Source organism: Arthrobacter sp. S39, assembly GCF_004320525.1.
GTDB lineage: Bacteria > Actinomycetota > Actinomycetes > Actinomycetales > Micrococcaceae > Arthrobacter.
This window is the reverse complement of the sequence record NZ_SIHX01000002.1, coordinates 242,706-255,383: the sequence shown is the minus strand read 5'-3', so window position 1 is coordinate 255,383 and position 12,678 is coordinate 242,706. Positions and strand designations below refer to the sequence as shown.

Annotated in this window: 11 protein-coding genes; 6 read left to right on the top strand and 5 right to left on the bottom strand. The window is 67.1% G+C overall.

Annotated features, from left to right (window positions below):
- Positions 1-12: 12 nt before the first annotated feature.
- The gene (locus tag EYS21_RS05135; RefSeq protein ID WP_131132122.1) at positions 13-1,182 is read right to left on the bottom strand and encodes an ROK family protein; all 1,170 of its coding nucleotides are present in this window, start codon (positions 1,180-1,182) and stop codon (positions 13-15) included.
- 136 nt (positions 1,183-1,318) lie between these two features.
- On the opposite strand from EYS21_RS05135, the gene EYS21_RS05130 reads away from it, so the two are divergent.
- The 6 genes from EYS21_RS05130 to EYS21_RS05105 all read left to right on the top strand — a co-directional run bounded on the left by EYS21_RS05130 (position 1,319) and on the right by EYS21_RS05105 (position 7,816).
- Positions 1,319-2,362: a hydroxyacid dehydrogenase gene (locus EYS21_RS05130; RefSeq protein ID WP_131132121.1), complete on the top strand. Its 1,044-nt coding sequence runs from the start codon at positions 1,319-1,321 to the stop codon at positions 2,360-2,362.
- Between the two features lie 5 nt (positions 2,363-2,367).
- Entirely contained in the window at positions 2,368-3,714 is a 1,347-nt protein-coding gene (locus EYS21_RS05125) for a sulfatase (protein WP_131132120.1), read from the top strand.
- 5 nt (positions 3,715-3,719) lie between these two features.
- Complete coding sequence (locus EYS21_RS05120; protein ID WP_131132119.1) at positions 3,720-5,006, top strand: extracellular solute-binding protein; 1,287 nt, start codon at positions 3,720-3,722, stop codon at positions 5,004-5,006.
- A 73-nt stretch (positions 5,007-5,079) separates the two neighbouring features.
- Complete coding sequence (locus EYS21_RS05115; protein ID WP_131132118.1) at positions 5,080-6,024, top strand: sugar ABC transporter permease; 945 nt, start codon at positions 5,080-5,082, stop codon at positions 6,022-6,024.
- The gene (locus tag EYS21_RS05110) at positions 6,021-6,881 is read left to right on the top strand and encodes a carbohydrate ABC transporter permease (protein ID WP_242633296.1); all 861 of its coding nucleotides are present in this window, start codon (positions 6,021-6,023) and stop codon (positions 6,879-6,881) included. The genes EYS21_RS05115 and EYS21_RS05110 overlap by 4 nt, the downstream gene beginning before the upstream one ends.
- Positions 6,878-7,816: a gfo/Idh/MocA family oxidoreductase gene (locus EYS21_RS05105; RefSeq protein ID WP_131132117.1), complete on the top strand. Its 939-nt coding sequence runs from the start codon at positions 6,878-6,880 to the stop codon at positions 7,814-7,816. The genes EYS21_RS05110 and EYS21_RS05105 overlap by 4 nt, the downstream gene beginning before the upstream one ends.
- A gap of 137 nt (positions 7,817-7,953) precedes the next feature.
- Here the strand turns inward: EYS21_RS05105 and EYS21_RS05100 are convergent, their stop codons facing one another.
- The 4 genes from EYS21_RS05100 to EYS21_RS05085 form a co-directional block, all read right to left on the bottom strand.
- On the bottom strand, positions 7,954-8,946 hold the full coding sequence (locus EYS21_RS05100) for an arabinan endo-1,5-alpha-L-arabinosidase (protein ID WP_242633315.1): 993 nt from the start codon (positions 8,944-8,946) through the stop codon (positions 7,954-7,956).
- 58 nt (positions 8,947-9,004) lie between these two features.
- A complete protein-coding gene (locus tag EYS21_RS05095) occupies positions 9,005-10,510 on the bottom strand; it encodes an alpha-N-arabinofuranosidase (RefSeq protein WP_131132386.1) in 1,506 nt (501 codons plus the stop codon).
- A 138-nt stretch (positions 10,511-10,648) separates the two neighbouring features.
- Positions 10,649-11,335 carry a DUF624 domain-containing protein gene (locus tag EYS21_RS05090; RefSeq protein WP_131132115.1) on the bottom strand — a complete coding sequence of 229 codons (687 nt, stop codon included), beginning with the start codon at positions 11,333-11,335 and terminating at the stop codon, positions 10,649-10,651.
- Complete coding sequence (locus EYS21_RS05085; protein WP_131132114.1) at positions 11,332-12,678, bottom strand: arabinan endo-1,5-alpha-L-arabinosidase; 1,347 nt, start codon at positions 12,676-12,678, stop codon at positions 11,332-11,334. Before EYS21_RS05085 ends, EYS21_RS05090 begins: the two co-directional genes overlap by 4 nt.

Here is a 12,678-nt window from a genome sequence, read left to right as displayed (position 1 = left end):
TGCGGGCCCTGTTCAGGCAGACGCGGAGCTGGGCCGGGATTCGTTGGGCAGGGATTCCCTGGCCGTAAACAGGCCCGCCAACACCGAGCATGCGGCTCCCCTGGCGAGTTCAACATGGTCCGCTGCGGCGGTGTCCACCAACGGAGGCGGAGTATTCGCGTGGTCGTACTGGCGAAGGAACGCCTGCCTGGCCTGGCCCGCGAACGTCCCCAGGTCAGCCTCGGGGGCGAAGCCCACCACCACCTGTTCGGGCCCAAGGACCTTGGCAACGTTGGCCATGCCAATGCCCAGGTGGGAGGCGGCGTCGGCAATCAGGTGGGCATCGGCGTCGGCGTCTATTTCGCGGATCCCGCCGCTCCGTTCCAGCTCGCGCTGCATCCCCCAGAGGCTGGCGCGGGTTTCAAAACAGTCTTCCGCCCCGCAATGACAGGCCCTCGCGGGCCCGGGTCCGGTAATGGCGCGCGAATGCGCAAACCCGCCGGCGGAGCCGTCGAAGCCGCGCTGGATGCGGCCGTCAACCACGACGGCGGCCCCCAGGCTGGTGCCGACGCTGAAGATGAGCATCTCGCGGCACTTGTAGGCGTCATCGAAAAGCAGGCCGCAGGCGTAGGAGTTGACGTAACTGTCGATGACCACAGCTTCGTCCAGCGCTTCTTCCAGGAGCCGCTGGAGCCCGACGCCGGCCCAGCCCATCGCCCCGCTGTGCCGCACGAAGCCACTGCCCTGGTCAACGACGCCGGAGACGGCCACGCCAACTCCGATGATCTTGGGCAACTTTCCGCCCGCCGCTGCACGGACGGCACGGGCCACGGCTTCAGCCGCTTCGGCAGGCTCGCCGGATTCCAGCGGCTCGCTGTGCGTGGCCACCACCCCGCCCCGCAGGTCAACGACGACGGCGTGCGCCGCCGTGGGCGACAGCCGCACCCCGGCCGCGAAAACCCCGTGCCGGCCAAGCTCCAGCAGGCGTGCCGGACGGCCCCCGGTTCCATGCACGGTCTCCGCTTCAACAAGGAGTCCGGCTTGGATGAGCCTGCCCGTGATGCCTGTGACGCTGGCGGCGCTCAGGCCGGTTTGGGCGGCAATCCGTGCACGGGATATGGGCGACTGTGTCCGGACCATGTCAAGGATCAGCGCCTCGTTGATCTCCCGGATCAGGGCCTTGCTGCCTGCGCGTGGCTTCATTGCTCGTGGCTCCTATTTTTCTGCACCGCATGGGCTCCCACCCATTCTGGCACCCGCTGCATGGATGCTTTCCCACTAACCACCAATCTTACTTTAGTCATTGACAAAAGTATATGTTGGCTGGCAATCTCAACCCATGAACATCAACAACGGCGTTGCAGCATCACCGGCGGCCATCCCGCCCCGGTTGAGGATCCTGCTGAGTATTCCGGAGCCGGAGCGGGCGGCTTTTCTCCCCGCCGCCACACTCGCGGCACTGAACGGGCTCGGCGACATCACGGAAATCGCGCCGGCGGAGCTCCAGTCACTGGACGCGTTCGCCACGGCCGCCGCGGGCCAGGACGTCTTCGTTACGGCTTGGGGTTTCCCACGGCTGGACGCCGAACACCTTGAGCAGGCCCCGGACCTCAAGTGCGTCGTCCACGCCGCCTCATCGCTGCACGCCCTGGTCAGCGACGAGTTCTGGGCCAGCGGCATCCCCATCTCGCAGGCCGGGGCGGCCATGGCGCCCGCCGTGGCCGAACTTTCGCTGGCATTGACGCTGAGCCTGCTGCGCCGCATCGGACGGCTGGACCACAGCCTCCGCACCGGAGCCAGCTGGGAAGCGGCCCGGGACGTCCGCCGTGCACGCGAAATTGCCGGCGCCCGGATCGGCGTGGTGGGGGCGTCCCGAACCGGCCGCCGCTACATCGACGCCTGCCGGGCACTGGGCGCGGCTGTGAGCGTCTATGACCCCTACCTCCCGGACGATGACCCGCTCGCCGCACACGCCACCAGCCTGGCCGGCTTGTTCGCCAGCAGCGACGTTGTAGCCGTCCATGCACCCTCCACCCGGGAAACGCAAGGCCTGATCGGCGCCACGGAGCTTGCGCTGCTGAGTGACGGGGCTGCGTTCGTGAACACCGCCCGTTCCACGATCGTGGACATGGAGGCGCTGTACCGCGAGGTCAGTTCCGGCCGCATCGATGCCGCCCTGGACGTTTTCGATTCCGAGCCGCTGCCCGCAGGCGACCCTTGGCGCTCCCTCCCAAACGTCCTCCTCACACCCCACCTGGGCGGAGCCACCACGGGCTCCAGGCGCCGGGCCGGCCAGATTGTTGTGGACGAGCTGCGGCGCTTCGCTGCCGGCCAGCCGATGGCACATGCCCTGTCCCGCGCCGACCTCGAAAGGATGGGATGAACGGAATGAAGAACATCCTCCTTCTGCACTGCCATGACCTCGGCCGCTTTCTGGGGGCATACGGTGTCACCACAGTCACCACGCCACACCTCGATGCCTTCGCGGAGGAATCCGCCGTTTTTGAGCAGGCCTTCGCCACCGCCCCGCACTGCAGCCCGGCCCGCGCGTCGCTCTTCACGGGCACCTACCCGCAAACCAACGGCGTGCTCGGCCTCACCCACGATCCGTTCGGCTGGGACCTGAAAGAACCCGAAGCCCACATCGCCCAGCTGCTGAAATCAGCCGGATACCAAACCGAACTCGTCGGCGTGCACCACGAATCGCGCGTTCTGGCCGACGACGTGGTGGCCGCCCGGCTCGGCTTCGACCGGGCGCGCACGGGCGGCGCGCGGGACGTCGTCGTCAGCCGCGCAACTGATGCGTTGCGGCGCATGTCCGGAAGCGGCCGGCCCTTCTACCTGCAGGTCGGCTTCACCGAACCGCATCGTGTGCCGTCGCCGCGGGACCGTCCCGGCGTCATGGGTTTCCTGGCCGACGGTGTCAGCCCGGACATTTCGCTGGGGCACACCGTCCCGGCCCATCTGGTGGACGACGACGGCGCGCGCGAGGAAATCGCCGAACTCCAGGGCGCCGTGAAGCACATGGACGCCGGGATCGGGAGCATCCTCGCGGAACTCGACGCGCTGGGCCTGCGGGACGGGACCCTGGTGCTCTTCACAACGGACCACGGCCTCGCCCTGCCCCGCGCCAAATGCACCCTGTACGACGCCGGACTGGGCGTTGCGCTGATGCTCCGCCGCCCCGGCAACATGGCTTGGTCCGGGAGACGCGTGAGCGACATGGTCAGCCACGTGGATGTTGTGCCCACGTTGCTGGACCTTGCCGGGCTGCCGTGCCAGGCAAACCTCCCAGGGACAAGCCTGCGGGGTGCCGTCGAAGCCGGCGAAGCACCGCGGACGCATTCCTTCAGCCAGCTGACCTACCACACCTACTACGACCCCAAACGGTCAGTGCGGACATCCACGCACAAGCTGATCGTCAACTTCTCCAACGCCCCGCGGGCCATGGATCCCACCCAATCCTGGATCCACCGCAGCCTGCCGGCCGACCTCGGCGGACCCACCATCGGCACCAGCCCGGCCCTGGAACTCTACGACCTCCAGTCGGATCCCGATGAACTGGACAACCTCGCCGGCCATACGGAGCAGTCGGAAATCCTCCGGGACCTCTCGGCTGCCCTCTTCGACTGGATGCGGGAATGCGGCGATCCCCTCCTCACCGCCCCCGTAGCAGCCAGCCGCCACCAGCTCGCGCTCAGCGCACTCCAAGAAGCCACCCTCACCCGAAAGTAGCCACCATGTTCACACGCACGATGCACCGCACCGCTTTGGCAACAGCCACCGTCGTCACCGCCGCACTGACCCTCACCGCATGCGGTTCCGCCGGGTCCGCGACGTCCGACGGCGACACTGCGGCCGGCAAGGTGACGCTCTGGATGTACCCGGTCATCAAGGATGAGACGGCAAGCAAGAAGTTCTGGCAGGACACCGAGGCCGGCTTCGAGAAGGCCAACCCCGGCATCGACCTGACCATCGAACTGCAGACGTTCGACAAGCGGGACGCCCAGATCTCCGCGGCGCTGGCCGCCGGCTCAGGACCCGACGTCGTCCTCATTACGCCCGACCAGGCCGCCACCTACCGCAACGTGCGCGGGCTGCTGCCCGTGGACAAGGCCGTTGAACAGGACCGGGACAGCTTCTATCCCGGCACGCTGGAGGCCGCGACGTTCGATGACGGGCTGTTCGGCGTGCCGCTGTTCCAGAACGTCAACACCACGGCCTATAACACCCGGATTTTCGCGGACGCCGGCCTGCCCCTGCCCAAAACCTGGGATGACCTGCGCAGCGCGGCGCCCGTCCTGGCCAGCAAGGGCATCGCCGTCATGGACTACGCCGGCAGCCCCGAACAGACGCTGAACCTCTCCTTCTATCCGCTGCTGTGGCAGGCGGGCGGCACGGTTTTCACCGACGACGCCAAGGACGTCGCCTTCGACTCGGACGCCGGCGTTTCCGCGCTGCAGCTGCTGATCGACCTCAAGAACATGGGCGGTCTTCCCGCGGATGCTGCCACGGACGGGCCCAAGGTGGAAGGTGCGCCGATCGCCACCGGCAAGGCCGCCATGCGCGCCACCACCTCACTGCCGGAACTGAAGCAGATGCGTGCCGCCCTCGGGGCCGAAAACGTAGCACTCGGCGCTCCCCTGGAAGGCAAGGTCCAGGCGACATACGGCAACCCTGGATTGCTGGCACTGACCTCCATCAACAAGAAGGAAAACCGGGAGGCGGCCTACAAGGTGATGGGCTACCTCAGCTCGGCCGAGTCCCAAAAGGCCCTGAACGCCGCCGCAGGCAACCTGCCCACCCGGACGGACGCCGCGGCACCCGGCCAGGACGCCGATTCGCTCGCGATGGTTGAGGCCCTGGAATCGGCCAACCCCGGCGAGCCGTCCCCTGCCGCACGCCAGGTGATGGGTGCCCTCGCCCCGAACATCCAGGCCGCCCTCCGCGGCGACGTCACGGCCAAACAGGCCCTGGAAACCGCCGCCAAAGAAGCCCGGGGCATCCTGCAGCGCTCAGCTTCCTGACCCGGACTGCGCGGCCCGGGACCTCCGCCCCGGGCCGCGCACCTCCCTACCCGCCACCACCTGATTGGTTCCCATGTCCGTAAGCACCAGCCCCAGAACGGCACCGGCCCGCAAACCCGCCGCGGCTGTTCCACCGCCCAAGCCACGGCAGGCACGACGCCGTGAAGCCCTCGCCGGCATCCTGTTCATCCTGCCCACCCTGGTCATCTTTGGCCTCTTCAAATTCCTCCCCATCCTTGGCGCCGGAGCCATGAGCATGACGGAGTACAGCCTCAACGGAGACTTCGAGTTCCTGGGTGCGGACAACTACACCCGGCTCGCCGCCGATCCCAACTTCTGGCAGAGCCTGCGCGTGACGTTCCTGTACGTGGTGATCTTTGTTCCGTTCATCATTGCCGTTTCGCTGGCCGGAGCCGTGCTGCTGGACAAGCTCGTTCGCTTCACCGGCGCCTTCCGGGCCCTGCTGTTCATTCCTTACCTGAGCTCCTTCGTCATGGCGGGGATCATCTGGACCTGGATCTTCTCCACGGACGGGCCGCTCAACGCAGCATTGGGCGGCCTGGGCCTGGGACCGGTCCCGTTCACCTCGGGTCCGCAACTGATGGTTCTGGTCTCACTTGCCGTGGTGTCCGTGTGGAAGGGATTCGGCTATTCCATGCTCATCTTCCTGGCGGGCCTGAAAGCCCAGCCCGCCGAAGTCCACGAGGCTGCCCGGATCGACGGCGCCGGCGCGTGGAAGTCGTTCTGGTACGTGACGCTGCCGCTCCTGAAACCTGTGCTCTTTTTCGTGCTGGTCATCGAGACGATCGTCGGTTTCCAGGTTTTCGACACCATCTATGTGATGACCGGCGGCGGGCCCGCCAGGGCCAGCCACAGCCTGATCTACTTCCTGTTCGACGAGGGCTTCAAATTCTTCGACTTCGGCTACGCCTCGGCCATTGGCGTGGTGCTGTTCGTCATCGTGCTCATCCTCTCGCTCATCCAGCAGCGCTTCTTCGAAGGTAAGGACTCCAAGTGACCGTCATCCAGGTGCCCCGCCTCCGCCGGGGCAGCAACCGGCCCGGCAACGAAAAGCGCCGCCAGCGCACACTGGTCCTGGTGCTGGCAGTGATTTCCCTGTTCACGGTGGCACCCCTCATTGCGGTGGCGGTGCTGGCGCTCTCCCCCGAGGACGCGCCCACGCTGCCGTACGCGCTTCCGCCGTCGCTGACGCTGGACAACATCATCCGCATCTTCAACGTGGGCGAATTCCCGCTCTGGCTGTGGAACTCGTTCCTGTATTCAGCAGTGTCCGTGGTGGTGGTCCTGCTCACCGCTTCCATGGCCGCCTACGCACTTGCCCGGAAGAGGTTCCCGGGACGGAACGCCCTGCTGTGGGCCATCATCGCCACCATGATGGTGCCCGTCCAGGCCACCTTGATCCCCACGTTCATCCTCATCTCCAAGATGGGCGGCGTGAACACCCTGTGGGGGCTGATCCTGCCCACACTGGCCAACGCCCAGGCAATCTTCCTCATCCGCCAGTTCGTGCGGGACATGCCGGAGGAACTGTTCGACGCCGCCCGGATCGACGGCGCCGGCGAATGGCGGACCTTCTGGCAGGTTGTGCTCCCGCTGATCCGTCCGGTCCTGGCAACGCTGGCCATCTTCGTCTTCTTGTGGCACTGGAACGACCTCCTCTGGCCGCTGGTGGTGGGGCAGTCGGACGCGGCCAGGACGTTGACCGTGGGCCTGGCAACGCTGAACACAGAGACGGCCTCGACCTCCAACGTCATGGCCGCCACCCTGGTCAGCTTTATCCCGTGCCTGGTGATTTTTGCCGTGCTGCAGAAGCACATCGTCGCCAGCATTACGCACAGCGGGGTTAAAGGATGACCACTGTTGCCCCGATCCGGTTCGGTCTGATCGGCGTCGATTCCCCGCATGCGCCGTCCTTCACCCGCCTCTTCGGGAACGGGTTCGACGGCGACGTCCCCGGCGGCGTGGTGACGCACGCCTGGAAGGGGGAACCGGCGTCGGACTTTCCACTCAGCCGGGACCGCACCGACAGCTTCGCCGACGAGGTGGCCGGGCTCGGGGTCACCCTGTGCGATTCACCGGAGGCGGTGGCCGAGGCATGCGACGCGCTGCTCATCGTGTCCTCCGATGCCCGCACGCACCCGCGCTACTTCGAGCGTGTGGTGCGGTTTGGCAAGCCTGTCTATGTGGACACGCGGTTCGCGCTGTCCCTCACGGAGGCAACGAACATGCTGGCGCTGGCGGACGAGTGCGGCACACTGGTGCTGGCCGGATCCCCCAAGCGCTTCACCCAGGAATTCCGCACGGCTGCTGCCCCACGGGTTGCCCGCCGGATCTCGCTGAACGGTCCGTTGCCGACGCAGCCCGGGCATCCGGGATTCGCCTGGTATGGCGTGCACCTGGTGGACCTCGCCGTGGCAGCGCTCGGTCCCCTTTCCGCCGGCGCTGCCGCGTCGGGTGTGGTGGTGGCCGACGGCGGGAGGCCGGGTTCGGCTTCCCGCCCGGCGTCGGTCACGGTCAGCTGGGCGGACGGCCGCGTCGCGATGTTGGGCGGTGAGGCGGAGTGGAGCCCGTTCACCACAGGCCGCATCGAGGCCGCTTCCGGCGCCGCCCAGTTCTCCATTGAAGCCGGACCGCCCATGCTGGCCGGCCTCCTGGAAGGGATCGTCGAGTCCGTCCGGACCGGTTCACCTAACGTGCCACGCGCGGAAATCCTCAGCATCGTCGCCATCGTGGAGGCAGCAAACCAAAGCCTTGAGTCCGGGCTTGCCGTTTCCTTGCCGGACCTCTGATGGCGGCGGCGCAGCGTCCAGGAAAGCTGGCCAGCCCGAACAGATGCGCTGTGCCGGGAAACACCGCCAGCCGGGCAAGGCAGCGCGTCTGACCCGACACCCTTCCGATGGACGCCCCGCGCGCTCCTGCCCAGTTGCTACTCCCACCGCGCGGTGGGCCACCCGTCCTTCCATTCAAGCTCCGCCAGCCCCAGCCGGAACGCACCGTCCAACTCCTCGGCGTAGTAGTGGAACGCGAGGGTGTTCCCGGAGACGGACTGGCCGCCCGGTCCCACGCGCCCGCCGTTGGTTGCCAGCACGGGCGTGCCGCCGCCGTCGAGCAGTTCCTTGCCGTCCGCATCCACATACGGGCCGGTGATGCTGTCCGCCCGGCCCACGGCAATGTTATACGTGCTCTCCAGACCCTGGCAGCAGAAGTCGCGGGAGAAGAACAGGTAGTACTTGCCGTCATGCGGCACAAGGTAAGGCGCCTCGATGGCGTTCGGCGGCGCCTTCCGGTCCGCGATCGCCACCGGCTCCCCTGCAGAGGCCCGCAACCCGGTGGGCCATTCGAGCTGCACGAGCTGGAGGCCCGTCCAGAACGATCCGAAGGACATCCACGGCGTCCCGTTCTGGTCCTCGGCGATGCCCGGATCGATCGCGTTGAACCGCTCCCCCTTCGAGGAGATCACCTCGCCGCGGTCCACCCATTCATACGCCGGATCGGCCGGGTCCAGCGTGGTGTTGGTGGCTAGCGCGATCACGGACAGGTTCTTGCCGAATGTGGACGCCGAGTAGTACAGGTACCAGGTGCCGTCGTGTTCGTAGAGTTCCGGCGCCCAAAGGTTGTCCACTCCCGGGACGGCCGCGGTAAGCCAGGCCGGCTTGTCCTGCCAGACCTCGCCGGCGTACTCCCAGTCCACGCCGTCGTCGGAGCGCCGCACCTGGATGTTGCCGTCCGCCACCTGCCCGTTGCCCGTGGAGTAGATGAACCAGGGCCCGCCATCCTGACCCTTAACCACTGCGGGGTCGTGCGTGAAGTAGTCGCCGGTGAGCCCGGCGGGCTTCTCCGCCGGTGCCGCACCTGGCGAGGTGCCGCAGCCGGTCAGGACAAGGACGACGACGGCGGCCAGCACCGCGGCCAGCCGCACCGCAGTCAATCGAACAGCAGGGCGGCTGGCGGCGGGGCTTTTCGGCTGGGAGGGCACGTCAGCCGAGCGCGACGGCGGACCAGGACACGGGCGGCAGGGTCACCGTGAGGATGCCCTCCTCGAGGACGGCGCCGTCGAGCTGCTTCAGGCCCACCCGGTTCTGGTCCTCGAGGGTGTTCTTGGCGTAGACGTCCGCGTCGTGCAGGGTCACGGCCTCGGTGATCACCTTCGCGTTGAGGTCCGACACGTTGATGGTGACGTCGATTGCCTCGGTCTGGCTGCGGTTCACCAGGAAGAGGGCCGACTCGCCGGTGGCGGCGTCGGCCGTTGCCACGGCGTCCACCAGCGGCGCCTCGCCGTACACCGCCGTCGAGTAGGTCCCGGCGTCGATGCGCGGTCGCAGCACCTCGCCCTTGGCCAGGCGGGACGTGACGGAGAACGGGAAGAACGTGGTCTGGCGCCAGGTGTCGCCGCCCGGTTCGGTCATGATGGGGGCGATGACGTTGACCAGCTGCGCGAGGGAGGCTGCGGCGACCCGGTCGTGGTTCTTCAGGAGCGTGATCAGCAGGTTGCCGAACACCACGGCGTCGGCCACCGAGTAGGTGTCCTCCAGCTGGCGCGGCGCGTGCGTCCATTCCTCGTTGACCTCGTCCGAGGCCTGGTGCTCGTCCAGGTACCAGATGTTCCACTCATCGAAGGAGAGCTGGATCGTCTTTTTGCTCTTCAGCTTGTGCTTGACGTGGTCCGCGGTGGCCACCACGGTTTCAATGAAGTACTGCATGTCCAGCGAGGACGCGAGGTACGAGCCGAGGTCGCCGTTGCGCTCCTGGTAGTAGGCGTGGCAGGAGATGTAGTCCACGTAGTCGTAGCTGTGCTCCAGGACCACGCGTTCCCATTCACCGAACGTGGGCATGGAGGATCCGGACGAGCCGCACACCACCAGCTCGAGGTTCTTGTCCGCTGTTTTCATGGCCGATGCGGTGCGGGCAGCGATCTTGCCATAGTCCTCAGCGGACATGTGGCCGATCTGCCAGGGGCCGTCCATCTCGTTGCCCAGGCACCACATGCGGATGTTGTACGGGTCCTTGGCGCCGTTGGCGATGCGCTGCTCGCTGAGCGCGGTGCCGGACGGGTGGTTGGTGTATTCGAGCAGGTCAAGGGCTGCTTCGATGCCGCGGGTGCCCAGGTTGACGGCCATCATCACTTCGGAGCCGGTGAGCTCGCACCAGCGGGCGAACTCGTCCAGGCCCACCTGGTTGGATTCGAGCGAGTGCCAGGCGAGATCGCGCCGGACGGGACGCTGGTCGCGCGGTCCGACACCGTCCTCCCAGCGGTAGCCGGAGACGAAGTTGCCGCCGGGGTAGCGGATGGTGCTGGAGCCGAGCTCCTTGACGAGTTCGATGACGTCCAGCCGGAAGCCGTCCTCGTTGGCGGTGGGGTGGCCGGGTTCGTAGATGCCGTCGTAGACGCAGCGGCCCAGGTGCTCCACGAAGGAGCCGAAAATGCGGCGGCTGACGGGGGCAACGACGGCGGACCGGTCGATGGTGATGACGGTGGGTGCCACAACAGCCAAGTCGGTCTGTTCAGCAGCAGCGGAGGTGATGGTCACGGTTCTTTCCTGTTCTGTATAACGTTATAGAAATTACCCAACTAGGTAGCGCCAACTGTCGTTATGAGGTGGCAGAACGACAGTTAGCGCTACCTAGTTGGGTTGGAGGGAAATGACTGGATGGTTGGACGCGGGCTCTGCCGTTTCGAGCACGGCCAGCCGGCGTCCCACCAGCCAGCCGGACAGCAGCAGCGGAACGGACGCCCCCACCAGCGGCACCAGCACAGGCAGTGCGGAAAAGACGACGACGGCGGCCACCAGGGTGGCCAGCAGCGACAAACTCATCACCGGTGACACGAGCGGCAGCACAAACGCCGTCCGCCAGGTGCTGACAACCGAGTCACGGTAGCGGCTGCTCAGGGCAACGGCCGCCGCGGCCGCGGCAAGAGTGCCCAGGCCGGCCAGCGCAGCGAGCACCAGAAGCACGGCATGGACCGGCGAAGCTGGTGCCGTTGTTCCGGCCACGGTCAGGACATTGAGGAAGAGCACGACGCCGGCAAGCCAGAAAATGCTGCCCACCCGGTTAGCGTGCCAAAACTGCGCGCGGTACACCTTGATGAAGTCCCTCACCACGTGGTCGCCGGCGCTGTCATCACCGGCGTCGCCAAGACGCAGGCGGGCGAGGACGGTGGTGGCGGCGACTGCAGCCGGGAACAGCCCGAACAGCACCAGCCCACCCAGGGTTCCGGCCACAAAAAGCACGTTGACCAGCACCAGCCGGGTACCGAAGCCCAGCCACTGCATCACCCGCCCGGCCCAGCCCAGCGGAACGTCGCTCATGAGATGGCTCCCTTCGTTCCGCTCCAGGCCACGCCGTGCTGGTCGATTCCACTGAACGACAGTGCGGAGCGGCCGCGTAGCGGGTCCCACGACCCAAACACCACAGCATCAAGCCCAATGGCCTCCCCGGATCCGTCCTGCTCCCCGGCGATACGCAGCCGGGCAGGGGCGGGTGTCCCGTCGGAAACCATGGGAACCTCGCTTGCCAGTTCGGCGGCGACGGCGGCAACCAAGTCCGTGGACTCAGGGTCGAACCGGAGCACCTGCCACGTGCCGTCAACATGCTCGGGCGACGGCAACGTTTCGGTTTCCCGGCCGGCGAACGGCTGGGGTGAGACCACGGGCCAGCCGGCGGAGGTGAAGAACAAACGCCGCAACTGCACCACATGTTCGGTGGGGTCAGTCGCGAACCGGACGTGGTGGACCATAAAGTGCTCCGGAGCCCCGTCCGGGCCGTCCTGGGTGAGGACCGAGTTGTGGCCGGGGGCGAGCCAGCCCGTGCCGCCGTCGAACCGGTGGCTGCCCAGCACCTTGGTGCCTACCGACGCCGGCGGTGCGTCCAGGTCCGTCATGGCGAGGCCGTGGAAGTCACGGTACGGGCCGGTTATAGCGTCCGCCACGGCCACCCGCACGTTATAGGAGCTGAAGAGCGAATCGTAGGAGGCGAAGAGGACATAGCGTCCGTCTTCGGGACGACGGAGGATGAACGCACCCTCCACGGCGCCCTCCACGGACTTCGGCCGGCGCGCGATGACCGCCCCGAGGTCCCCCTCCACCAGCGGCAGCCCGGAGGACCGGTCCAGCGGCAGGATGTAGATGCCCGAGAAGAACGAGCCGTACGTCAGCCAGGGGGCACCGTCGGCATCAACCGTCACTGCGGCGTCGATGGCGTTCTGGGAGTGCTGCCCCGCCCGGGTGGCCACCACCAGGCCGCGGTCCCGCCAGGGGCCCGACGGCGACGGTGCGACCGCCAGCCCGATGGCCGACGTGTTGGACCCGAAAGTAGAGGCGGAGTAATACATATGCCAGTCCCCGGACTCCCAGCGGACCACCTCAGGTGCCCACAGCCCCTTCGCGCCGGACCATTCAGCGGCAGGGCGCGGGACACCTTCCAGTGCAGTTCCGGCATATGTCCACTCGACCAGGTCTGGTGACGTGCGGACATGTACGCCAGTGGGAATATATTCCGAGTTGGCCACGGAATCGGTGGAGAACATGAAGTACGTGCCGTCGTCGTCGCGGACCACGGTGGGGTCGTGGGCGTGCCGGGCACCCCAGGCGGCCGGGTCTGCTGTGGAATCAACCGTGCCGGGGTCAGTGCTGGTGATGTCTGCGGTTGTCAT